23 protein-coding genes and 1 pseudogene are annotated in these 21,427 nt (G+C 70.0%); 13 read left to right on the forward strand and 11 right to left on the reverse strand.

Annotated features, from left to right (window positions below):
* Positions 1-94: 94 nt before the first annotated feature.
* Positions 95-262: pseudogene (locus tag ACWD4G_RS06905) on the forward strand (Scr1 family TA system antitoxin-like transcriptional regulator); the annotation flags it as partial.
* On the forward strand, positions 259-459 hold the full coding sequence (locus ACWD4G_RS06910; RefSeq protein ID WP_451291166.1) for a DUF397 domain-containing protein: 201 nt from the start codon (positions 259-261) through the stop codon (positions 457-459). The pseudogene ACWD4G_RS06905 and the gene ACWD4G_RS06910, both read left to right, overlap by 4 nt.
* On the opposite strand, the gene ACWD4G_RS06915 is transcribed toward ACWD4G_RS06910, so the two are convergent.
* Positions 460-1,251 (reverse strand): pentapeptide repeat-containing protein, encoded by a 792-nt coding sequence (locus tag ACWD4G_RS06915; RefSeq protein ID WP_451291167.1) that lies wholly within the window; start codon positions 1,249-1,251, stop codon positions 460-462.
* Between the two features lie 109 nt (positions 1,252-1,360).
* Between ACWD4G_RS06915 and ACWD4G_RS06920 the strand changes: the two genes are divergently transcribed.
* The 9 genes from ACWD4G_RS06920 (at position 1,361) to tgmC (ending at position 8,281) form a co-directional block, all read left to right on the forward strand.
* On the forward strand, positions 1,361-1,624 hold the full coding sequence (locus ACWD4G_RS06920) for a hypothetical protein (RefSeq protein WP_451291168.1): 264 nt from the start codon (positions 1,361-1,363) through the stop codon (positions 1,622-1,624).
* A complete protein-coding gene (locus ACWD4G_RS06925; protein ID WP_451291661.1) occupies positions 1,605-2,120 on the forward strand; it encodes a DUF6879 family protein in 516 nt (171 codons plus the stop codon). The genes ACWD4G_RS06920 and ACWD4G_RS06925 overlap by 20 nt, the downstream gene beginning before the upstream one ends.
* A gap of 12 nt (positions 2,121-2,132) precedes the next feature.
* On the forward strand, positions 2,133-2,981 hold the full coding sequence (locus ACWD4G_RS06930; protein WP_451291169.1) for a helix-turn-helix domain-containing protein: 849 nt from the start codon (positions 2,133-2,135) through the stop codon (positions 2,979-2,981).
* A gap of 126 nt (positions 2,982-3,107) precedes the next feature.
* Positions 3,108-4,013, forward strand: a complete 906-nt coding sequence (locus ACWD4G_RS06935; RefSeq protein ID WP_451291170.1) for a radical SAM protein — start codon at positions 3,108-3,110, stop codon at positions 4,011-4,013.
* Positions 4,014-4,020: 7 nt separating this feature from the next.
* Positions 4,021-4,767 (forward strand): AAA family ATPase, encoded by a 747-nt coding sequence (locus tag ACWD4G_RS06940; protein ID WP_451291171.1) that lies wholly within the window; start codon positions 4,021-4,023, stop codon positions 4,765-4,767.
* Complete coding sequence (locus ACWD4G_RS06945; protein ID WP_451291172.1) at positions 4,764-5,609, forward strand: aminoglycoside phosphotransferase; 846 nt, start codon at positions 4,764-4,766, stop codon at positions 5,607-5,609. Before ACWD4G_RS06940 ends, ACWD4G_RS06945 begins: the two co-directional genes overlap by 4 nt.
* Before the next feature lie 34 nt (positions 5,610-5,643).
* A complete protein-coding gene (locus tag ACWD4G_RS06950; RefSeq protein WP_451291173.1) occupies positions 5,644-6,522 on the forward strand; it encodes a protein kinase domain-containing protein in 879 nt (292 codons plus the stop codon).
* Entirely contained in the window at positions 6,519-7,049 is a 531-nt protein-coding gene (locus tag ACWD4G_RS06955; protein ID WP_451291174.1) for a GNAT family N-acetyltransferase, read from the forward strand. Before ACWD4G_RS06950 ends, ACWD4G_RS06955 begins: the two co-directional genes overlap by 4 nt.
* The gene (gene tgmC, locus ACWD4G_RS06960; protein WP_451291175.1) at positions 7,046-8,281 is read left to right on the forward strand and encodes an ATP-grasp peptide maturase system methyltransferase; all 1,236 of its coding nucleotides are present in this window, start codon (positions 7,046-7,048) and stop codon (positions 8,279-8,281) included. Before ACWD4G_RS06955 ends, tgmC begins: the two co-directional genes overlap by 4 nt.
* Before the next feature lie 14 nt (positions 8,282-8,295).
* Here the strand turns inward: tgmC and ACWD4G_RS06965 are convergent, their stop codons facing one another.
* The gene (locus tag ACWD4G_RS06965) at positions 8,296-8,895 is read right to left on the reverse strand and encodes an NPCBM/NEW2 domain-containing protein (protein WP_451291176.1); all 600 of its coding nucleotides are present in this window, start codon (positions 8,893-8,895) and stop codon (positions 8,296-8,298) included.
* Between the two features lie 296 nt (positions 8,896-9,191).
* On the reverse strand, positions 9,192-10,292 hold the full coding sequence (locus ACWD4G_RS06970; RefSeq protein ID WP_451291177.1) for a hypothetical protein: 1,101 nt from the start codon (positions 10,290-10,292) through the stop codon (positions 9,192-9,194).
* A gap of 106 nt (positions 10,293-10,398) precedes the next feature.
* Between ACWD4G_RS06970 and ACWD4G_RS06975 the strand changes: the two genes are divergently transcribed.
* Positions 10,399-10,956 carry a hypothetical protein gene (locus ACWD4G_RS06975; RefSeq protein WP_451291178.1) on the forward strand — a complete coding sequence of 186 codons (558 nt, stop codon included), beginning with the start codon at positions 10,399-10,401 and terminating at the stop codon, positions 10,954-10,956.
* A 54-nt stretch (positions 10,957-11,010) separates the two neighbouring features.
* On the opposite strand, the gene ACWD4G_RS06980 is transcribed toward ACWD4G_RS06975, so the two are convergent.
* The 3 genes from ACWD4G_RS06980 to ACWD4G_RS06990 are packed head-to-tail and all read right to left on the reverse strand — an operon-like array spanning position 11,011 to position 13,385.
* Positions 11,011-11,790, reverse strand: a complete 780-nt coding sequence (locus ACWD4G_RS06980; RefSeq protein WP_451291179.1) for an enoyl-CoA hydratase/isomerase family protein — start codon at positions 11,788-11,790, stop codon at positions 11,011-11,013.
* A complete protein-coding gene (locus ACWD4G_RS06985; RefSeq protein WP_451291180.1) occupies positions 11,787-12,203 on the reverse strand; it encodes a Zn-ribbon domain-containing OB-fold protein in 417 nt (138 codons plus the stop codon). Before ACWD4G_RS06985 ends, ACWD4G_RS06980 begins: the two co-directional genes overlap by 4 nt.
* 33 nt (positions 12,204-12,236) lie before the next feature.
* Entirely contained in the window at positions 12,237-13,385 is a 1,149-nt protein-coding gene (locus ACWD4G_RS06990) for a lipid-transfer protein (protein WP_451291181.1), read from the reverse strand.
* A 139-nt stretch (positions 13,386-13,524) separates the two neighbouring features.
* Here ACWD4G_RS06990 and ACWD4G_RS06995 point away from each other — a divergent pair, with 139 nt between their 5' ends.
* Positions 13,525-15,189: a fatty acid--CoA ligase family protein gene (locus ACWD4G_RS06995; protein ID WP_451291182.1), complete on the forward strand. Its 1,665-nt coding sequence runs from the start codon at positions 13,525-13,527 to the stop codon at positions 15,187-15,189.
* A 156-nt stretch (positions 15,190-15,345) separates the two neighbouring features.
* Here the strand turns inward: ACWD4G_RS06995 and ACWD4G_RS07000 are convergent, their stop codons facing one another.
* Genes ACWD4G_RS07000 through ACWD4G_RS07020 form a run of 5 tightly spaced genes read right to left on the reverse strand, consistent with a single transcriptional unit; the run spans position 15,346 to position 21,417 of the window.
* Entirely contained in the window at positions 15,346-16,698 is a 1,353-nt protein-coding gene (locus tag ACWD4G_RS07000; RefSeq protein ID WP_451291183.1) for an aspartate aminotransferase family protein, read from the reverse strand.
* 35 nt (positions 16,699-16,733) lie between these two features.
* Positions 16,734-17,864: a phosphotransferase gene (locus ACWD4G_RS07005; protein ID WP_451291184.1), complete on the reverse strand. Its 1,131-nt coding sequence runs from the start codon at positions 17,862-17,864 to the stop codon at positions 16,734-16,736.
* A 51-nt stretch (positions 17,865-17,915) separates the two neighbouring features.
* Positions 17,916-19,406: a gamma-aminobutyraldehyde dehydrogenase gene (locus ACWD4G_RS07010; RefSeq protein WP_451291185.1), complete on the reverse strand. Its 1,491-nt coding sequence runs from the start codon at positions 19,404-19,406 to the stop codon at positions 17,916-17,918.
* Positions 19,406-20,500: a proline racemase family protein gene (locus ACWD4G_RS07015; RefSeq protein WP_451291186.1), complete on the reverse strand. Its 1,095-nt coding sequence runs from the start codon at positions 20,498-20,500 to the stop codon at positions 19,406-19,408. Before ACWD4G_RS07015 ends, ACWD4G_RS07010 begins: the two co-directional genes overlap by 1 nt.
* Complete coding sequence (locus ACWD4G_RS07020) at positions 20,497-21,417, reverse strand: dihydrodipicolinate synthase family protein (RefSeq protein WP_451291187.1); 921 nt, start codon at positions 21,415-21,417, stop codon at positions 20,497-20,499. The genes ACWD4G_RS07015 and ACWD4G_RS07020 overlap by 4 nt, the downstream gene beginning before the upstream one ends.
* Positions 21,418-21,427: the final 10 nt, after the last annotated feature.

Here is a 21,427-nt window from a genome sequence, read left to right on the forward strand (position 1 = left end):
CAGCAGGCACCGATCGCCTACGAGCAGCAGTCAGCTACCCTGACACTCGCCGCATAGCGACACGAACAGGTGTCCACCCCTCCGGGACAAGGCCCAGGCTGTGAGCGTGGAGCACCTGGGCGGTACGTTGATCCTTGAGGAATCGGACGAACTTGCCGCCTACGTCCGCACGTTTGAGTTGCTGCGGTCGGCGGCGATGACACCGGAAGCGTCGGCCGATTTCATTCGGAGTGCGCTTCGGAGGAGCAGGGAAGCACGATGACACCTGAAGCCATAGGACCTTTTCGGAAGTCGTCCTATACCCATCAAGAAGGCCAGTGCGTCGAAGTCGCCCTAACTCCCACCGGCGGCCGACTCATCCGCGACAGCAAAAACCCCCACGGCCCCCTCCTCCACCTCGGCCCCGACTCCTGGCGGGCCTTCCTGGACGGGGCCAAGGGCGGCTCGCTCGGGCGGTGACTACCGCACGTCGAGATCTTCGCCATAGGTGACGTCCAGCTCCGCCGCGAGCGCCTCGCCCAGTTGCGGGGTCTGCGCCTGGTCGATGATCACCTGCTTGAGCGTGGCAACGCCCCGGAGCTGGGAGAGGTCGTTGCCGCGTAGGTCCAGCCCCTGGTACTTGCCGTTGTCGAACTCGGTCAGCCGCAGGTCGCAGTCGTCGAACAGGGCGGCGGTGAGGTCGGCTGCGGCGAACGTGGCTTCGCGCAGGGAGCACGCGGAGAAGATGACGGGGCCCGCGGTGCGCATGCGAACCACCGTGCTGTAGTCGAGTCTGCAGTTCTCGAACAGGACGTGGTCGAGAGTGATGTCCTCCAGAGCGGCGCCCATGAGTTTGCAGTCGCGGAAGACGGCGCGGGAGATCTTGCTGTTGGTCCAGTGCAGTGTGGAGAGGTCGCAGCCGGTGAACTCGACGGAGTCGAGGCGGAGTTCGTCGAATCGGGTGCGCTGGGTTCTGAGGCCGGTGACGCGGCCGTCCAACAGGTGCGTGTCGGACAGGTCGAGGTCCCGGATGTCGGCGTCGGCGTAGCGGAACGCGGTGAGCCGGCCGCGCCCGCCTTCGAGCGAGCGGACGTTGGACAGGTAGAGGCCGGGCTCGTCGAGGGAAGGGAGGGTGACGCTCGTACGGCGGATCGTGCGGGTTTCCAAGGGGGTGCCTTCCAACGGGATGGGCCTTGTCGCGGTGTCGTGGGAGGAGATCAAGTCCATCACGACGGGTGCGTCGGATGCGGCGAGTCCTTCCAGGAGCGTCACGCTGTGCTTCCCTCTCTTCGGTTGCGAGGTCGGACGCCCTCTTGACGAGTCCTCCTGGCGGCGTCAAGGTCGTGCAATCGGCGCAATCGCAGCGGCTGAAGGGGAAGGCATGCGGTTACGGTTCCTTGGGATCATCCCGAATACGCCTGACACGGAATCGCCGACGATCTGGTTGGACGAGGAGACGGGTGACCTGCTGATCCAGTCGTACAAGGCCACGGAAGCCGAGGTGAAGGCCTGCCAGGAGATCGGTTCAATCCCCGGCCACTCGACGGATGTGCCGGAGCACGAGACGATCATCCGGCTGCCCAAAGTCATGTTGCAGTACATGCCGCGTGCGGAGGACGGCGCCACTGATGAACCCCGTTCTTGAGGCGCTGGCCAAGGCCAAGCACTCCGCCGTGCACCTGGAGATGCGCGATGCCTACCAGCCCAGTGACCCGGAGTTTGTCGCGTGGCAGAGAGGCAGGCGTCTGGACGCCACCGCCGACCGGTCGACGTGGTGGCGTCCGTTCCTGGATGTGGTGACCGAGACGACCGGACGCGGAGTCGTGATGCGGCGCGCTCGGATCGTCTCGGAGCCAGTGACGGACTACATCAAGTACGAGTACGACGTGACGTTTCCCAACATCGCGGCCGGTGAACTGGTGCGCTGGCTGCCCCGGCGGCGAGCGGCGGACATCGCGCTCCCCGGAACCGACCTGTGGATGTTCGACGGCTCCTCAGTGCTCTTCACGTACTTCTCCGGAGACGGGGAGGTCGTCGACCGTGAATGGCGCACCGAGCCAGCCGTCGTGGAGCTGGTCACCACGGCATTCGAAACGGTCTGGGAACGGGCCACACCGCACGAGGAGTACAAGCCGGTCTGACCGGTACGCACCATGCCCGCATCAGGATCGTCCAGTGTTCAGACGGCCCGGAAAGTCCTCGCCGATCGCCTTCGGGAGATGTGCAAGGACGCCGGGCTGGACGGCAAGGCGCTCGCCGAGGCCTGCGGGTGGCATCCCTCCAAGGTGTCCCGGATCTCGACGGCCAAGACCTCACCGTCCGAAGACGACATCCGCGCATGGTGCCGGGCCTGTGGGCAAGAGGACCGAACAGAAGACCTGATCGCTTCCCTCCGGGCCGTTGAAGGCATGTGGATCGAGTGGCGCCGTATGGAGCGCGCGGGGCTCCGGCATGCTCAGGAGGCCGTACTCCCCCTCTTCGAACGCACGCGACGGTTCCGGGCGTACTCGTCATGGCTTGTCCCAGGACTGATCCAGACCCACGGCTACACGGAAGATGTTTTGCGTGCCGTGCAGCTCCGGAGGGTCGAGATCGATGACGTGGCCGACGCCGTGGCCGTACGCATGGAGCGTCAGCGGGTGCTGTACGAGGGGCACCGCCGCTTCGCGTTCCTGATCGAGGAGTCGGTGCTGCGCAATGGTCTTGGCAGCGCCGACACGCAGCAGGAACAGCTTGAGCACCTGCTCAGGGTCGGCACACTGCCCAACGTCAGCCTCGGCGTCGTACCCATGCGGCTCGGCCGGACCCGTATGCCGGTGGAAGGCTTCTGGATCTACGACTCGGCGCAAGTCAATGTCGAGCTGGTCTCCGGCTATCTCACCCTCACCCAGCCCAGCGAGATCAGGGCGTACGCCGACACGTTCGCCATGCTGGCGGACACCGCCGTCCACGGAGTGAAGGCGCACGCGCTGATCAGGGCGGCAATGGACGCGCTCGGGTGATCGCCCCGCAATCACGTGCAATCGCCTGGCAGTTGGGGCGCTCGGATTCCTACGTTGTATTCATGGCGACCACCGAACTCGACCCGGCCACCCAGACCACCGTTTCCGATCACGAGGGGGGAACGAGTGCGTGAACTCAACTTCGCCTGGCTGGAGATCACCGGCAAGTGCCAACTGACGTGTGAGCACTGTTACGCCAAGTCCGGGCCCCAGGGCACCCACGGGACCATGGGGCCGAGCGACTGGCATCGTGTGATCGAACAGCTCGCCTCCTGCGGCGTAACCATGGTGCAATTCATCGGCGGCGAACCGATGCTTCACCCTGACCTGTCCGTCCTGGTTGAACACGCTCTCGACCAGGGCCTGCGGGTGGAGATCTTCTCCAACCTCGTTCACGTCCCCGCCGCCTTGTGGCCACTGCTGGAGCGCGACGGAGTGTCCCTGGCGACCAGCTACTACTCGGACGACCCCGACGAACATGCCGCTATCACCGGACGTCCCAGTCACGCTCGTACCAAGGCCAATGTCGCCGAAGCCGTGCGGCGTAACATTCCGGTCCGGGCGGGAGTCATTGATCTGCGGCAGGAGCAGCGAGTGGCCGCGGCCCAGCGTGAGTTGGTCACCCTCGGCGTCCAGGAAATCGGCGTGGACCGGCTGCGGGAGGTCGGCCGCGGCGTCCGTGAAAGCGGGCCGGATACCTCGCAGCTGTGCGGCCGCTGTACCTCCGGCGTGATCGCCATATCCCCGGACGGCGCGGTGTGGCCCTGCGTGTTCTCCCGGTGGCTGCCGGTTGGCAACGTCATGGACGCCACTCTTGCCGATATCCTGACCAGCCCGGAGGCCCAGCAGGTGAGGTCCGAGCTGGAAGCTGGCTTCGCCGAACGGGAGTCGGTTGCAGCCGGCAAGGGGCAGAAGGACCCGTGTGATCCCCAGTGCGGACCGTCATGCGGGCCGGCCTGTAACCCCTCGTGCTGGCCGACCGGGGCGGGCCCCTGCACTCCCAACGGGGGCTGCCAGCCGAATTACGACTAGGAGCCGCGTGTTCGTCGACCGGGTGTACGTACCGGAAGCTCTGGTCCCCGTCCGCGCTGAACGCGGCCAGTGGCCCTTCACGGTCCCTTGCGTCACCCAGCTCCTGGAACACGGGCTGGCCTTCACCCACCCGGTCACCTTCCTGGTCGGCGACAACGGCTCGGGCAAGTCCACCCTCGTCGAAGCGATCGCCGAGAGCTTCAAACTTGACGCCTACGGTGGACGCCTCGCCCGGCTCCGGGGGCGTCCCGACCCGACGAAGACGCCTCTGGGTGAAGTCCTGCGTGCCGACACCACCAGCGCCGGAGCGCGGATGCTCGCAGGCCCTCGCCGCAACAAGAAGGGTTTCTTCCTGCGGGCCGAGACCGCGTTCGACATGACCGAGAACCTCGGCGGCGTACCCGGCTACTGGGACCAGGACACGAGCGCGATGAGCCACGGCGAGGGCTTCCTCACCATGTTCCAGGCCATGTTCGACGCCCCCGGCTTCTACGTCATGGACGAACCCGAGGCAGCCCTGTCCTTCACCTCCTGCCTCCAACTCGTCGGGCTGATGCACCGACTGGGACAGAGCGGAGCACAGGTCATCTGCGCCACCCATTCACCCATCCTCGCGAGCACCCCCGGTGCGGACATCATCGAGGTCGGAGACCACGGCTTCCGGCGTACGCGATGGGAAGACCTGGAGCTGGTCGACCACTGGCGTCGCTACATGACCAACCCCGCCGCCTATCTGCGCCACATCGTCCCGTGACGGCGACCGGACCCGGACCCCGCGACATCGCCGAGGCGGACCGCCGCTTCCGCGTCTGGATGCGCCAGAACCTGGAAAGCGCCGCCGATCACTTCGGCCTGACCATCACCGCCGACCCCGTTCTCGGCTGGCGCGACCGCTCCATCAGCGCACCCGCCGTCGCCCCCGAGGGCTCCCGCTGGCTCCGTGTCGTCTCCGAACTGACCCGGTGGCCCCAGGGCCACGCCTGGACCGGAAACGCCGACGCCAACCGCGTACACGGGCTGCCCAAACCGCGCGTACTGGATGTCTACGAATGGACGGAAGGCGACTGGCGCCGCCAACGCGCCGAGGTCATGACCCTCCTTCCCGGAACACCATGCTCACCGACCGACACGGCCCGGCCGGGCCTCGACCCGTCCGACGACTGGTGGAACGGTCTTCGTGATGCTCTGCGGCAGCTGGCCGCCACCCCTACCGAACGCCTCAGCACCGACCAGGACAAGGTCGACCTCCGTGTGCAGGCTGCCTTCGGTGACCAAGTCGATGTCCGTATCCAGCGGTGGGAAACCGTTCACGGCGACCTCCACTGGGCAAACCTCCTCAGCCCCCTGGGCATCCTGGACTGGGAACTCTGGGGTCGCGGACCCGTCGGCACCGACGCGGCCACGCTCTACTGCTACAGCCTCCCCGTCCCCGCCCTCGCTCAGAAGGTGCGCGACCGCTTCCCCGTCCTCGACACCCCTGACGGACGCCGAGCCCAGCTCTACGTCGCCGCCCGCCTGCTCCATCGCGCCGAACTGGGCGACCATCCCTATCTCGCCGAGCCTCTCCGCAGCCTGGCGACGAGGCTTTTGCGCTGAAAGACAACGGCAGCGACTGGAAGGACATCAAACAGTGGGCGCAGCACCTCCTACCGAAGCCATCGCCCTCCTCGCGGAGCGGTGCGGTTTCCCGCTCGGCGCAGAGCCGTTGAGCGACCGGCGCGGCTCCCGGGCGTGGAAGGTCCACGGGCCGCTGGGCGCGGTGGTGCTGAAGGCCAACGCCCCCGAGAACGAGAGCGGTTCGCGCTACAAGGCCGCCGAGATGGCCCAGGAGGACCGCCATCTGCTGCGCCTGAGCGAGGCCGGAGCCCTGAGTAAGGGATACCGCGTCGATGCCGGGGCGTGGGCGGAAGGTCAGTGGCTGGCGGTGCGCTGGATCGACGGTGTTCCGCTGTGGCACGCGTTCGCCCCGGCGCGGGACCCGGAGGGAGAGCGACTCCCGTTACAGCCTCGGCTTCTCGGTGTCGCCCGCAGCTGGGCACAGCAGCTCGCACGGCTGCACGCCGCAGGGTGGGCCCACGCCGACGTGCAGCCCACCAACACGCTCGTCATGGGCGACGGCGGCACGGCCGTCATCGACTACGCCTTGGCGTGCGGCCCCGATGACGCGGAGCGGCTGCCCTACCGGGGTGCGCTGACCCACACCACCGCCCCCGAAATCGCCGACGCCGTCCTGACGACCAGCGACGACACGCACATTCAGGCGGAGCCGCCAGCCGACATGTGGGGCCTGGGCGCCTCGCTCTTCTGGTGCTGGACCGGGCGACGTCCCGTGGCGTACGAGGACGAGGTGGACCGGTCGGACAAGCTGCGCGCCATCGCCGAGGGCCGCACGATCTCGCTGAGCGACGCCCGTCCCTGGCCTTTTCCCGCCTTCGAAGACCTCATGACGGCCTGCCTCCACCCTGACCCCGACCAGCGACCCACCGCCGCCGAGGTCGCCTCGTGGTGACCCTGCGGGCACTGGAAGAGGGCGACGCCCCGGCCGTCCGACGCGTCTACAGCGGGGCCTCCGTCCGCTTCCTCGGAGGCCTCGGGATGACGCGGGAGGAAGCCGAACAGTACGTCGCCCGGGCCCGGGCGTGGGGTGGCGAAGAGCCGGTCGCTCAGTACGTCCTCGGCATCGACCGCGCCGGGGACCTGGTGGGAGTGGTGAAGCTGCGCCGTGCGAACGACATCGAGGGACACGTCAGCTACGTACTGCGCGAGGACACCTGGGGCCGAGGCTATGCCACGGAAGCCGTGAGGCTGCTCGTCGACTTCGCCTTCACCACCGCCGACATGAACCTGCTCGGCGCGAAACACCACCCCGACAACCCCGCGTCCGGCCGTGTCCTGCTCAAGTCAGGTTTCGAATACGTAGGCACACTGCCGGCCCGGGAAATCCCGGAGGGACGTATTCCGCCATACCTGGCATACGAACGGCGCCGCCCTTCGCCGATCACCGCCGCCCCCCTGGAGCAAGGAGCCACCGAGTGACGCCCGTTGACCCCGCTCGTCTTCGCCGTGCTCTGGCCGACCGGCTGGAGCAGGGCGGCGTTCTGAAGTCCTCCGCGTGGCGGAAGGCCGTCGAAGCCGTACCCCGGGAGCTGTTTCTCCCGTCGTTCTTCAAGGACGAGACCGGACCCGACGGCCTCACCCGCTACACGCCCGTCAGCCGCGACACCGACGAGGCCGAGTGGCTGACCCTCGCCTACCGGGACGAGACCTGGGTGACCCAACTCGACGGCCACGTCACCCCGGAGACGGCCGACGGCACCGTGACCGGCTTTCCCACCTCGTCCTCCACGATGCCCTCGACCGTCATCGGGATGAGCGAGGCGCTGGACGTGGAGGACGGTATGCGGGTGCTGGAGGTCGGCACGGGGACGGGCTACTCCACCGCCCTGCTCTGTCACCGCCTGGGCGAGGACAACGTCACCAGCGTGGAGGTCGACGCGGCTGTGGCGCGGCGGGCGGACGACGCCCTGGAGGACGCCGGGTACTCGACATGGACCGTCACCGGGGACGGCCTCCTCGGGCACCCGCGCCGGGCCCCGTACGACCGGACCATCGCCACCTGTGCCGTACGCCGCATCCCCTACGCCTGGGTGCGGCAGACCAGGCCCGGCGGGATCATCCTCGCGACCGTGGGGCCCAGCGCCTGGTCGTACGGCACCGGCCTGGCGAAGCTCACAGTCAGGGACGACGGTACGGCGGAGGGCCGGATCATCGGCCGTACGTCGTTCATGCCGGCCCGCGCGGAGGCTGCCGTACCGCTCTCCGGGGATCTCGCCGCCCGCGCCGCTTACGCCGACACCGAGCGGCGGACCAGCCTGTCACCCGACGCACTGAAGGCATGGATGCCCGCCTTCCTGGCCCAACTCGCCGCTCCCGGCGCCCAGTTCGTGCGAGCGGTCGGTGGCGGCCGGGAGACGGCCTACCTCTTCGACACCGGCCGTGAGGCGTTCGCCGCCCTCACCGCCGACGGCGACGAGTGGAACGTCCGGCAAGGCGGACCCGTCGCCCTCTGGGACGCCGTCGAAGGCGCCGTCACCGCTTGGCGGGCCGCAGGCGAGCCCGACATCACCTCTGTGCGTATCGAGGTCACGCCCAAGGCGCACGCCTACTGGATCGGCGGACAGCGGATCAGCACAACCGCCCGCTCGTACTGGATCGGCGACCGGCCGGCGCTCCGCTGGAGCCACGCTCACCCCCCGTTGAGCGCCTGACGGCGGCTCCGGGATCAGGTGCGGTGGAGGACGGGGTCGCCCAGGACGACTGCGCCGTCGCCGTCGAAGTGGATGGTGAGGATGGCGACGCCGGTCACATCCACGGTCACTTCCACCGGGCGGTTGATCTGCGCGTTCGCGCTCTTCAGTGTCTTGCCGTCGCCCAACTCGCCGCTTATGAAGGTCACCGTCCCCGGGTAGGCGACGCCGTCGTCATCGAGGCCCACGGTGACGGTGAGGCGCTTGTAGCGTTCGTTGATGCTGTAGGACAGCCATTCGTAGCCCCCCGAATCGTTGACGATGGAGTTGTCGAAGCGCTTGCCGCCCATGGTCGCCGCCTTGCGCTCCCAGCCGCCTTGGCCCGTGTCCACCGCCTCGACATCGGTGAGCGGCACCTCCGTGGAGGGGGTGGGTGACGTGGAGGAGTCGGCGTTCGCGCCGGGGGCGTCGGCGGTGTCGCTCGGACTCGGCTCCGCCGTGGGGGAGGCCGTCACCGTCGTGGTGGCCGTCGCGGTGACGGTGGCCGTGACCGTGCGGGCCGTGGGCGGCGTGACGAGCGAGGGGACGCCGAAGAAGCCCAGGATCAGACCGACGACACCGGTGAACGCGCTCACCAGCGCCGCCGTCTCGCCTCTGTTGCCGGGGCGTCGCCGCGGCGGGGGCGGCGTCGGTGGTGCGGGCGTGGGTGGCGGTGTGGGTGGCGGTGTGGGTGACGGGTCCGGTATCGGGTGCCCGCTGCTGCTCATGTTCGACTTCCCCCGTATGCAGCGACATTTGCGTCGTACGAGGCAGCATTGAACGGGATGGGGATGGGGACGGCAAGAAGGCCCCGCGCCATCTTCACGGGCGTGGGGGCGACCGCGACAGCCGTCGTCAGGGGCGGCCTCGCCTCCGGCAGTCGGCAGAGGGGCTATGCCGTCCGGGCGGGTCCCGCCGAACCGGCCTGGCTTTCGGGGAACTCCGTGAAGCGCACGCCCATCGATTCCAGGGCGGCCACATCCGCCTTGACGTCCTTCGCTTCCTCGGGGAAGGAGATCCCAGGCTCGGGGCGCTCGCGACCGTTCAGGCCCAGGACACGTTCCAGCTGCGTCACCGCGCCCGCTGCCGTGAGATGGGCCTGTCCTTCGGGGTCCTCGACCAGGATTCTGCGGGTGGTCGGGCCGGTCCTGAGAGTGACGGCGAACTCGTGCGAGGCGCCGGGCTTCTCTCCCGGGCTGTGCAGAATCCCGGTCCGGCGTTCCTTCGAAAGCCTCGCCCAGAGGCCGGAGTTCACCAGCGCGGCGAACACCGAGTTCGTGGCACGGCTGTCGAAGGCCATGCGCACCGACACCCCTCGCGCGTGCCCGGTGGTGATCAGTGTCGCCTGCTCGGGGCTGCTGAAGAGACGGCAGGAACGGGTCCGTCCGTCGCCGAACGTCACCCGACGAGGCTCCGACATGCCGCGCACGGTGCGGGTCTCGCCGCGCTCCCAGAGCTCGAACGGCAGGTGTACGTCGACGAAGCCGGTCGCGGAGTCGGGGCCGGTCCTGTCCTCCAGGCTCAGCAGGATGTCGATGTCGACCTGATCGGCCGGCAGGCCACCTCCGTGTGCCGCCACGGTCACCGCGGCCGCGCTCGCCATCCAGCCCGAGGCGAGGACGACCGGAGCCGTGACCGTTTCCCCCGCCAGGGTCCGGTGCGCGTCCTCGACGCGCTTCAGCCAGCGGGCGATGTCGACGAGGGGGATGCCCCGCCGGGCGGCGGAGTGCAGCAGACGGTCGTTGTGGTCGTTGACGGCCACCAGGACCGCGTCCGGCAGCGGGTCGACGGTGGCGAGCGGATCGTCGTCCGTGACATCGATCCGCACCGCACCCGCGAGGCCGCGGAGCCGTGCCGCCGCTTCCGCCTTGAAGAAGCGCCGGCCTCCGACGATCACCTCCACATCCGGATGCCTGCGGGCGATCAGCTCGCTGATCACCATCCCCACGGTGCCGTATCCGCCCACCACGAGAACCCTGCTGCTCTTCGTCATCTCCCGGACCCCATAAGTTACGAGTAGTAAGTTACGAGGTGTAACTTAACATCGGATCGACGGGCGAAGGAAGCGGGAGATCGGAAAACGTCGCTAAGGTGTCGCCATGCACATGCAAATACGGGGCCGTGGACTGCGGTTCGCGTCGATGGCGGTCGTTGTCGTACTCGCGTTGACGGGGTTCTCGACCGGGCGCGGGGGCAGCGGTGGTTCCAGTGGCAGCAGCAGTGGTGGGGGCGGCGGGTGCAGCAGCTCCAGCCAGGACCATGACAGCTCGTCGTCGTCATCGTCCTCGTCGGGCGGTTACCGCGACTACGACGACGACTACGACGACGATTACGACGATGACGACGACTACGGTTCCAGTTCCTCCGGATCGTCGAACTCCGAGTCGGCGCAGGACGCCACCGTGGAGCTGATCGACTGCGCCACGGAGGCCATGCCGTACGCCATGGTGGAGATCACCAACCCGAATTCCACCGGCTACTACTTCACGGCGACCGTGGACTTCCTCGACGCCTCGTCCCAGCGGGTGGAGCAGCGGACCGGGACCGAGTTCGTCGGCGCCAACGAGACGGTGACGGTCCAGGTGGACCTGTCCGGCCCGGACGTCGCGAAGAGCGTCGACCACTGCGAGGTCGAGCCGACCGCGACCGCGGACTGACGCCACCCACCGTCATCCGGCCTGGTCATCGCACCCGGAAACCACCCGGCCCGGTCATCGCACCCGGAAACCACCCGGCCCGCGCCCCGCGAACAGCTCCGCCTGGCGTTCGTTCGGCAGATTGCCCAGCGACACCAGATGCGGGGCGTACGCGAGGGCGTGCGCCCTGGCCGTCTCCTGGGCCGCCCAGCAGGCGCGTACCGTGCCCTGGACGGCCTCCGGCGGGTACCCGGCGATCACCTCCGCGCAGCGCACGGCCGCCGCCACGGCCTGCCCCGCCTCCGTCACCTCGCTCACCAGCCCCACCTCGTACGCCCGCCGCGCCGACATCCGCTCGGCGGTGCCCATCAGCGCCATGCGCGTGGCCTCGCCGGGCGGCATCCGCTGGGCCATCAGTATCGATTCGAAGGCGCTGACCATGCCGTACGTGGTGTGGGGGTCGAAGAAGGCGGCCGTGGAGTCCGCGATGACGAAGTCCGATTCGCCCAGGAGGTAGAAGGCTCCGCCGCAGGCCATTCCGTTCACCGCCGCGATCACCGGCTTCCAGAGGTCGTTCGACTTCGGGCCTGTCGCGATCAGCGGGTCGTCGATCGTGTAGGGGGAGTTCGGCTGGGGGATGCCGGCCACCGCGTCCCGGTCCAGGCCCACGCAGAAGGCCCGCTCCCCGGCTCCCGTGAGGACGACCGCCCGTACCGTGTCGTCGAACCTCAACTCCCGCCAGGCGGCCGACAGTTCGGCCGCCGTCTCCACGTCCATCGTGTTCAGTTTCCGCTCGCGGTCCAGCGTCAGGACCGCGACCCCCGTCTCCTTGTCCGTCCGTGTGCGCAGGGTCATGGGCGCTCCAGGGTCCACTGGGGCAGGCCCTCGGACGTGAAGACCACGTGTACGCGGGCGCCGACACGTATCCGGTCCGGCGGGGTCGAGTTCAGGGGGGCGTCCGGGGCGGTCACCAGGTTGCCGACCAGGCGGATGCGGGGGGCCTCGGCCAGTTCGACCAGGATCACGGTGTACGGGGCCTGCTCGGCGTAGTCGGGGAGGAGGGGCGGGTGGGGGCGGACGTAGGACCAGATACGGCCCCGGCCCGACATCGGCCGCCAGTCGGCCTCGAAGGAGTGGCAGTGCGGGCAGCACGGGCGGGGCGGGAAGCGGGGCTCGCCGCAGTCCGCGCAGGTCTGGACGCGTAGTTCGCCCTGGGCCGCGTACTCCCAGAAGGGGGCGCCGTCCTCGTCGACCACCGGTGTCAGCATTGCCTCAACTCCCCATCCAAAAGGACCACTTGGTCAGTTCCTCAGCAGCAGTGCCGACGTCGGGACCCCCTCGCCCGCCGTCACCAGGCACGTCGCCGCCCCGGGCACCTGGGCCGTGCTCGTGCCGCGCAGTTGTCGTACACCCTCGGTGATGAGGTTGAAGCCGTGGACGTACGCCTCGCTGAGGCCGCCGCCGGAGGTGTTCAGGGGGAGCCGGCCGCCGGTCTCCAGGGCGCCGCCCTCCGTGAAGGCGCCGCCCTCGCCCCGGCCGCAGAAGCCGTACCCCTCCAGCGACAGGGGGACGAGGGCCGTGAACGCGTCGTAGATCTGGGCCACGTCCACGTCGTCGGGGGTGAAGTCGGCGTGCTTCCACAGGTGCCGGGCGGCGGTCCAGGCGGGGCCGGTCAGGGGGTCGTCGTTCCAGTAGTTGACCATGCCGTGGTGCTGGGCGGGCAGGCCCTGGGCGGCGGAGTGGACGTACACCGGCGTGCGGCGGCAGTCGCGGGCGCGCTCGGCGCTCACGACCACGCACGCCAACGCGCCGTCCGTCTCCAGGCAGTTGTCGAACAGGCACAGGGGCTCGCTGATCCAGCGGGACGTCATGTACATCTCCCGGGTCAGCGGGCGGTCGTACATGATCGCGGCCGGGTTCTGGTTGGCGCGGTTGCGGCAGGCGAGGGCGACGTTGAAGAGGTGGTCGCGGGTGGTGCCGTACTCGTGCATATGGCGGCGGGCCAGCATCGCGATCTCGTCGGCGGGGCGGAGGAGGCCGTAGGGGCGGGTCCACTGGGCGGGGGTGGGGAGTTGGACCGCCGTGTTGCGCCAGGGGCGGGGGCCCGAGCCGCGCTTCCGGGAGCGCCAGGCGACTCCGACCGTGGCCTGGCCCGCCGCGATCGCCGCCGCCAGATGCGCGACCGTCGCGCAGGAACCGCCGCCGCCGTAGCCGACCTTGCTGAAGAAGGTCAGATCACCGAGGCCGACCGCCTTCGCCACCTCGACCTCGTCCGTCTCCTCCATGGTGTACGAGGCGAGCGCGTCCACGTCGCCGGGTGCGATCCCGGCGTCGTCGAGGGCCGCGAGGATCGCCCGGCACGCCAACGCCCGTTCGGACTCGCGGAGTTGTCTGGCGAAGGGCGTCTGGCCGATGCCGACGATCGCTGTCGCGTCCTTGAGCATGGCCATGGGGCGCACCTCCACACCGGGGGCGTTCGGAGCGTTCGGCTCAGTTGCTGACAGTCCGTCAGGGTACAGCTAATCTGACGGTCAGTCAGGTAGTGAGTCGGGTACCGATTACTGGTTCTCAGGTTGCTGGAGGCCCGCTGTGCGCGGTGACTTGGAGTGGGGGACCGTCCCGGAGCTGGTCCGCTCGGCGGTGGAGCGGTACGGCGAGGTGGAGGCCGTCGTCGACGGGCGTACGCGGGTGTCGTACGCGGAGCTGGGCGCCCGGGTGGAGCGTGCGGCGGCGGCCTGTGTCGCGGGCGGGGTGCGGGTCGGCGACCGGGTGGCCATCTGGGCGCCCAACTCCCTCGACTGGATCGTCTCGGCGCTCGGCGCGGTCACGGCCGGGGCGGTACTGGTACCGCTGAACACCCGCTTCAAGGGCGCCGAGGCGGCGGATGTGCTGGCGCGCAGCCGGGCCAGGCTGCTGTTCATCACCGGGACGTTCCTCGGGACGTCGTACGTGGCGTCGCTGCGACGGGCGGCTGGGGCGGCGGGCGCGGTGGGGGCGGCCGGGGGGCGGTTGCGGGCGCCGGGGGCGGGGACCGTGTGCGGGAGCCCGGGGCCGTTGCCCGGACTGCCGCATCTGGAGCGGGTGGTCGTCCTCTCCGACGACGCGCCCCCCGACTTCCAGACATGGAAGGACTTCCTGGCCGGCGGCGAAGGGGTGGGGGCGGCGGAGGTACGGGCGCGCTCGGCGGCGCTGACCGGTGACTCGCCCTCGGACCTCATCTTCACTTCCGGTACGACGGGCCGCCCCAAGGGCGCGGTGATCACCCACTCCCAGACGCTGCGCGGCTACGAGGTGTGGTCCGAACTCGCGGGACTGCGCCAGGGCGACCGCTATCTCATCGTGAACCCCTTCTTCCACACCTTCGGCTACAAGGCGGGCGTGATCGCCTGTCTGACGCGGGGCGCGACGATGATCCCCCAGCCCGTGTTCAACGTGGAGACCGCGATGGCGAACGTGGCGGCCGAACGGGTCTCCGTCCTCCCCGGCCCGCCCACCCTCCACCAGTCCCTCCTGGACCACCCCGCCCGCGACGACTACGACCTGAGCGCCCTGCGGCTGGTGGTGACGGGCGCGGCGGTGGTGCCGTTGCGGCTGGTCGAACGCCTGCGGACGGAGCTGCGCGTGGAGACCGTACTGACGGCGTACGGCCTGTCCGAGGCGAGCGGCATCGTGACGATGTGCCGGCGCGGCGACGAGCCGACGGTGATCGCGTCGACGTCCGGACGGGCGATCCCGGGGGCGGAGGTCAAGGTCGTGGGCCCGTCGGGGGCCGCGCTCCCGCCCGGCTCGCCCGGCGAGGTGCTGGTCCGTGGCTTCAACGTCATGCGCGGCTACTTCGAGGACCCGGAGGAGACCGCGCGAGCGGTGACGGAGGACGGCTGGCTGCGTACGGGGGACGTCGGGGTGCTCGACGCCGACGGCAACCTCCGGATCACCGACCGCATCAAGGACATGTTCATCGTCGGCGGCTTCAACGCCTATCCCGCCGAGATAGAGCAACTGCTGGGGTCGCATCCCGATGTGGCCGACGTGGCCGTCATCGGGGTCCCGGACACACGGCTGGGCGAGGTCGGCAAGGCGTACGTGGTACGCCGCCCGGGCTCCGCCACGACCGCCGACGACCTCATCGCCTGGTCCCGCCGGGAGATGGCCAACTACAAGGTGCCGAGGACGGTGGAGTTCGTGGGGGAGCTGCCGCGCAACGCGAGCGGGAAGGTGGTGAAGGGGGAGTTGCGGAGGGGGCGGGTGGGCTGAAAGGGCTTCCGCCTCACTGCGGGGCCCTCCGCCTCGCTGCGGGGTTTCGGCTTCCCTCCAGGGGCTTCCGCCTCCCTCCAGGGGCTTCCGCCTCCCTCCAGGGGCTTCCGCCTCCCTCCAGGGGCTTCCGCCTCCCTCCAGGGGCTTCCGCCTCCCTCATCTCTCAGCCGTGAGTGCCTCTTCGAGCGCGCTGAGCAGCCGGTCGGCGTCCTTCGTGTCGAAGACCAGCGGCGGGCGGATCTTCAGGACGTTGCCGTCGGCCCCGGTCGCGGAGATCAGGACGCGGCGTTCGCGGAGGCCGTTGACGAGGGCCGTCGCCAGCGCCGTGTTCGGTGACTTGGTGTCGCGATCGGTCACCATCTCCACACCGACATACAGGCCGGCGCCACGGACGTCGCCGATCGCCTCGTGGCGCTCGGCCAGTTCGGCCAGCCCGGCCCGGAGGACCTCGCCGACCCTGCGGGCGTTGGCCAGCAGGTCCTCGCCCCGGATGACGTCGAAGGTCGCCTGTGCGGCGGCGATCGCGACCGTGTTGCCGCCGAAGGTGTTGAAGTAGCGCACGTCATGGCCGAACTCGGCGACGGCGTCGTGGGTGACGGCGAGCCCGGCGACCGGGTAGCCGTTGCCCATGGGCTTGCCCAGCGTGACGATGTCGGGCCGCACGCCGTGCCGCTGGTAACCCCACATCTGTTCGCCGGATCGCGCGAACCCGCACTGGACCTCGTCGGCGACGAACAGCCCGCCGGCCTCGTGCACGGCCTTGACGGCGGGGCCCAGGAGGTCGGTCGGCTCGGCGTAGATGCCGTCGGAGCTGAAGAGCGAGTCGACCACGAAGGCGGCCACGCCCTCTCCGTGGCGTTCGAGGTCACGGATCTGCTCGCGGACGTGGCCGGCGAACCACTCCGCCATCCCCTCGCGCGAGATCCGGTAGGAGTCCGGAGTGGGGACCCGGCGTACCCACGTCCCCAGGACGGCGTTGTCCCCGAGAGCCGGCGAGAACGCCGCCGTCTGGTCGGAGTTGCCGTGGTACGCCTCGGAGGTGACGATGATGCCCCGGTTGCCGGTGCGGTACTTCGCGATGCGCAGCGCGAGGTCGTTGGCCTCCGAACCGGTGCAGGTGAACATCGCGTGGCCGTCGGCCACGGGGCCGGAGAGGGTGCCCAGCAGGTCCTCGGCGTAGTTCAGGACGCCTTCCTGCAGATACCGGGTGTGGGTGCACAGCGTCCGCATCTGGCGGTGCACCGCCTCGACGACGTGCGGATGGGCGTGGCCGACGGAGACGACGTTGTTGTAGGCGTCCAGGTACTCGTTCCCCTCGTCGTCCCACAGTCGGCACCCCTCGCCGCGGACGATGTGGACGGGCTGCTGGTAGAAGAGCCGGTACGCCGGGCCCAGCGCCTTCGTGCGGCGCTCGACCAGTTCGGCGGCGGCAGGGGAGAGTCCCGCCGCGGCGGTGGGATCGAACGCGTTGTTCATCTTTCCGCGTGACTTGGTCTCAGAGGTACTCATCGTCGTCCTCGGGTGGTGTGCGGTGGGCGGGCCGGTCAGAGGAAGGTCGCCGAGATCTCGTCGGGTGTGCGGTCCAGGAACCAGGCCAGTTGCCCCCAGCCCTGCTCGGTGTTGCGCAGGATGTAGGTGGTGTTGCCGGGGATCAGCGCCGCGCGGTGCAGCGTGATCAGTGCTCGCGCGACCACCCGGCCCATCACCAGGTGGGGGATCAGCCCCAGCTCCGTCTCGGTGAGGTCGGCGTACCGCAGATAGCCTCGCAGCACGTCGCGGGCCTCGGCGAACAGGTCCTCGACGGGACGTTGCGCGGCGTCGCGCGGCAGCTGGTTGAGCAGCGCGGTCGACACGTCCACCGCGATCGCGGTGCGCACGGCGTCACCGAAGTCGATGATGCCCGTGACGAATCCGGGGTCGCCGTGGTCGACGAGGATGTTGGACTTGCTGAAGTCGTTGTGCAGCACCTGGCTTCGCAGGAGCGGCAGCCGGGGTTCTACGACGTTCATGAAGCGGGTGAGCCCTGCGGTCAGGACCGTGCGCTGCGCCCCGTCGGTGACATCGTCGAGCAGCGGCCTGAGCGCCGGGAGGTGCCGGACGTCCCAGGCGCACGGTCTGCCATCCGCGGGATGCCGGAAGTCGGCGGTGGCGTGCCGCAGCCTGGCCAGGACCTCCCCCACGCGTTCCCGCTCCGCCGGGGAGGACCCGGTCGAGTCGAGCGGTACGCCTTCGGTGAAGGTCATCATCCGTGCCAGCCGGTGCTGGCCGGCCTCGTCCCGGAGCGGTACGAGGGTCCGGCCGTCGGCCGACCGGAGGAGTCCGGGGACCGGGACGCCGTGCGCGGACTCGTGGACGTGCCCCATCAGCTCGGTCTCGAAGGCGACTTCGTCGGGGTCCTCGTTCGGGTGCGAGACCTTGACGACGAAGGCCTCGCCCTCGGCGGTGTCGAGCCGGAACGTGTCGTCCTTCTCCGTCGCCAGCCGGGTCGCGGCGGTGACGTCGAGGGACCACCATGTGCGGGCCAGGGCGGTCGCCTCGGCCTCGCCCATGACCGTGTGGGCGGCGGCCAGCCGCCCGGTCCCCAGTCCGAGCCGGCCGAGCCCCGCGTCGGGGGTGTCGTCCGGGCCGCCGCGAGCCCGCGCGCCGTCGGCCCGCGTGGAAACAGCGTCCGTCATACGGCCCTCCTCCTTGGGTTGTCGTTCCGGCCGGCCCGGGGAACACACGGGTCAGCGGCTGGTGAAGATCACGTCGTGCCAGCCCTTGTGCTGCTCGCCGGTGATCTCCGTCATGACGTGCTTGATGTGGGTGTACTCGTCGAAGGCGTACTGGGACATGTCCTTGCCGAAGCCGGAGGACTTGTAGCCGCCGTGCGGCATCTCGCTGATGATCGGGATGTGGTCGTTGATCCAGACCGTGCCCGCCTGGATCTCACGGCTCGCCCGCCCCGCGCGGAAGACGTCACGGGTCCAGGCCGACGCGGCGAGCCCGTACGAGGTGTCGTTGGCGAGCCGGAGGGCCTCGTCGTCGGTGTCGAAGGGCAGCGCGACCAGGACCGGGCCGAAGACCTCCTGCTGGACGATCGCCGAGTCCTGGGCGGCGTCGGTGATCAGGGTCGGTTCGTAGTACGCGCCGTCGGCGAAGGCGCCGCCCGCGGCACGGCCGCCGCACACCACCGTGGCACCGGCCTGGCGGGCGGCTTCGACCATGGCGGCGACCTTGTCGCGCTGCTTCAGCGAGATCAGGGAGCCCATGTCGGTGGCGGGGTCGTCGAGAGGGCCGAACCGTACGTCGTCCATGAGTGCGGCGACGCGGGCCACGAACGCCTCGTACAGCGGCCGTTGGACGTAGGCACGGGTGGCGGCCGTGCAGTCCTGGCCCGCGTTGATGAGGGCTCCGGCCACGGCACCGCGGGCGGCGGCCTCCACGTCGGCGTCGTCGAAGACGACGAAGGGGGCCTTGCCGCCGAGTTCGAGGTGGACACGCTTGACCAGTCCGGCGGCCTGGGCGGCGACCTGGCGGCCCACGGCGGTGGAGCCGGTGAAGGAGACCATGGCGACGTCGGGGTGGGTGATCAGGGCCTGCCCGGCGACGGGTCCGGTGCCGGTCACGATGTTGATCACGCCGTCCGGGATGCCGGCCTCCTGGGCCGCCTCGGCGAACAACACCGAGGTGAGCGGGGTGAGTTCGGACGGCTTGAGGACGATGGTGTTGCCGGCGGCGATGGCCGGGAGGATCTTCCAGGCGCCCATCTGGAGGGGGTAGTTCCAGGGGGCGATGGAGCCGATCACGCCGATGGGTTCGCGGCGGATCGTCGAGGTGTGCTCGGCGGAGTACTCGGCGGAGCCCCGGCCCTCCAGGTTGCGGGCGGCGCCGGCGAAGAACCGTACGTTGTCGATGGTGCCGGGAACGTCGAACCCCTCGGTCAGCCGGATCGGCTTGCCCGCGTTGACGCTCTCGACGCGTGCGAGCTCGTCGGCGCGGGCGTCGAGGCGGTCCGCCCAGCGCAGCAGGGCCTCGGAGCGTTCGGCGGGGGTGGCCCGCGACCACTCGGCGAAGGCGGACCGGGCCGCGGCGACCGCCTCGTCGACGTCCTCGGGACCGGCCAGGATCTCGGTGGCCAGGACCTGACCGGTGGCCGGGTTGGTCACCTCGTACCGCTCGCCGGACGTGCCGGAGCGGCGCTTGCCGGCGATGAACTGCAGTCCTGTGATTTCCATCAGTGCTCCAGGTCGGTGTCGGCCGCCCCGGTGGGCGCGGAGCCCCACAGGTCGCCGAGTGTGTAGCCGTGGGGGAAGGGGTCGGTCTCGTCCAGGACGAGCTGGCTGTACGCGGTGATCCAGCCGCGTCCGCTGATCGTCGGCAGCACGGCCTCGTGACCGCCGATGCCGGTGGTGCCCACGAGGGTGCCGGTGAAGGTCGTGCCGATGATCGACTCGTGGACGAAGGGGGTGTCCAGGGCGAGTTCGCCGCGTGCGTGCAGGGCGGCCATCCGGCCCGAGGTGCCGGTGCCGCACGGGGAGCGGTCCAGCGTGCCGGTCCAGGTGGCCGGGTCGGCCAGGTCCACCTCGCCGTTGGGCACGACGACCGCGTTGCGGCCGGAGGCGCCCGGGGTCGGCGAGGGGCCGTGGATCATCGTCAGGGCGACCTGGTTGATGCCGGGGTTCAAGGGGTGGCTGACCGGGAACTGCTGCTGGGCGGCGGCCCGCAGCACCGCCCCGGCGCGGGTGATCTCCTTGGCGGCGGAGGGGTCCAACCGGATGCCGAGGTCCGCCGCGCGCGCCTGGACGAAGTACTGCCCGCCGAAGACGATGTCGACCGGCACCCGGCCGTACTCCGGCAGGTCCAGCTCGTGGTCGAGGGCGACCGCGAAGGCGGGCACGTTGGCGAAGGTGACCCGCGTCGCCTTGCCGCCGGACACCTCGACGCGGACCCGGACGAGTCCGACCGCGGTGTCCATGGTGAGTTCGGTGACCGGTTCGGTGACCGGCACCGCGCCGGTCTCCACGAGGGCGGTGACGGCGCAGATCGTGTTGGAGCCGGACATGGGGCGGAAGCCGCCCTGTTCCAGCACCACCAGGCCGAAGTCGGCCGACGGGTCGGCCGGGGGCAGGACCAGCACCCCGCACAGGGCGGGGTAGCCGCGCGGCTCCTGGAGCACGAGCCTGCGCAGGCCGTCCAGGTGCTTCTCGCAGTACTGCAGCCGCTCGGCCATGGTGGCGCCCTTGACGTGCAGATGACTGCCGATCAGCACGCGGCCGGGTTCGCCCTCGGCGTGGACGTCGATCGCGTGGACGCGGTGGTGCGTGGTCATCCGGCGGCCACCGCGTCCTCGACCGTCTCGACACCGGCGGCGACGAGCAGGTCACGGAGTTCGGCGCGGTACTGCGGGGCCAGCGGCAGGACCGGCCGGCGGGCCGGGCCCGCGCCGACACCGACCAGTTCCAGTCCGGTCTTGATGCCGGCGACGTAGTTGTGGGACTCCAGGAACTGGCAGATCGGGAAGAGCTTCGTCCACAGTTCCCGGCCGGCTTCGAGGTCACGGCGTACGGCGACGGCGTCGTACAGATCGGCGGCCAGCCGGGGAACGATGCTCGCGGCACCCCACACGCCGGCCTGCGCGCCGTTGGCGAGGGCGGCGAAGGTGAGGGTGTCCCAGCCGTTGAGCGCGGTGATGTCCCCCGCGTGCTCCTGCTGGACCGTGGACAGCCACACGTAGTCGCCGCCGGTGTCCTTGTAGCAGGTCACCGCGGTCTCGCGGGCCAGCTGCGCCAGCTGCTCCGGCGTGAGGCTGACGCCCGTGGCCGACGGGATGTTGTAGTACATGACCGGGATGTCGATCGCCTCGGACACCGCGCCGAAGTGGGCCAGCAGTTCCTCGAAGTTCGGGGCGTCGTAGAACGGCGGCACGATCATGACGGCGGACGCGCCGGCCTTCTGGGCGTGGACGCTCAGCTCCACGGTGTGCGCGGTGCTCAGCGCGCCGGTCCCGGCCACGACCGGGACGCGGCCGTCGGCGGCCTCCACGTACAGCTCGGCGACCTGCTTGCGCTCGTCGAGGCTCAGCGTGGTGAACTCACCGGTGCTGCCGCCCGGGACGAGGCCGTGGACACCGCCGCCGATGATGTGATCGGCCTGGCGCTTGATGCCCGCGGCGTCGACGGCGGAAGCGTCCGCGGTCATCGGGGTGACGACGGCGGCGAGGATACCGGTGAACTGCGTGGCGCTCATGGGGAATTCT

The sequence above is a fragment of the Streptomyces sp. NPDC002643 genome, assembly GCF_053592555.1.

Excerpts from the sequence above, each read along its gene's own strand:
- ACWD4G_RS06910 (WP_451291166.1), top strand. The coding sequence starts at position 259 with ATGACACCTGAAGCCATAGGACCTTTTCGGAAGTCGTCCTATACCCAT.
- ACWD4G_RS06920 (WP_451291168.1), top strand. The coding sequence starts at position 1,361 with ATGCGGTTACGGTTCCTTGGGATCATCCCGAATACGCCTGACACGGAA.
- ACWD4G_RS06930 (WP_451291169.1), top strand. The coding sequence starts at position 2,133 with ATGCCCGCATCAGGATCGTCCAGTGTTCAGACGGCCCGGAAAGTCCTC.
- ACWD4G_RS06970 (WP_451291177.1), bottom strand. The coding sequence starts at position 10,292 with ATGACGAAGAGCAGCAGGGTTCTCGTGGTGGGCGGATACGGCACCGTG.
- ACWD4G_RS06975 (WP_451291178.1), top strand. The coding sequence starts at position 10,399 with ATGCACATGCAAATACGGGGCCGTGGACTGCGGTTCGCGTCGATGGCG.
- ACWD4G_RS06980 (WP_451291179.1), bottom strand. The coding sequence starts at position 11,790 with ATGACCCTGCGCACACGGACGGACAAGGAGACGGGGGTCGCGGTCCTG.
- ACWD4G_RS06985 (WP_451291180.1), bottom strand. The coding sequence starts at position 12,203 with ATGCTGACACCGGTGGTCGACGAGGACGGCGCCCCCTTCTGGGAGTAC.
- ACWD4G_RS06990 (WP_451291181.1), bottom strand. The coding sequence starts at position 13,385 with ATGGCCATGCTCAAGGACGCGACAGCGATCGTCGGCATCGGCCAGACG.
- ACWD4G_RS07000 (WP_451291183.1), bottom strand. The coding sequence starts at position 16,698 with ATGAGTACCTCTGAGACCAAGTCACGCGGAAAGATGAACAACGCGTTC.
- ACWD4G_RS07005 (WP_451291184.1), bottom strand. The coding sequence starts at position 17,864 with ATGACGGACGCTGTTTCCACGCGGGCCGACGGCGCGCGGGCTCGCGGC.
- ACWD4G_RS07010 (WP_451291185.1), bottom strand. The coding sequence starts at position 19,406 with ATGGAAATCACAGGACTGCAGTTCATCGCCGGCAAGCGCCGCTCCGGC.
- ACWD4G_RS07015 (WP_451291186.1), bottom strand. The coding sequence starts at position 20,500 with ATGACCACGCACCACCGCGTCCACGCGATCGACGTCCACGCCGAGGGC.
- ACWD4G_RS07020 (WP_451291187.1), bottom strand. The coding sequence starts at position 21,417 with ATGAGCGCCACGCAGTTCACCGGTATCCTCGCCGCCGTCGTCACCCCG.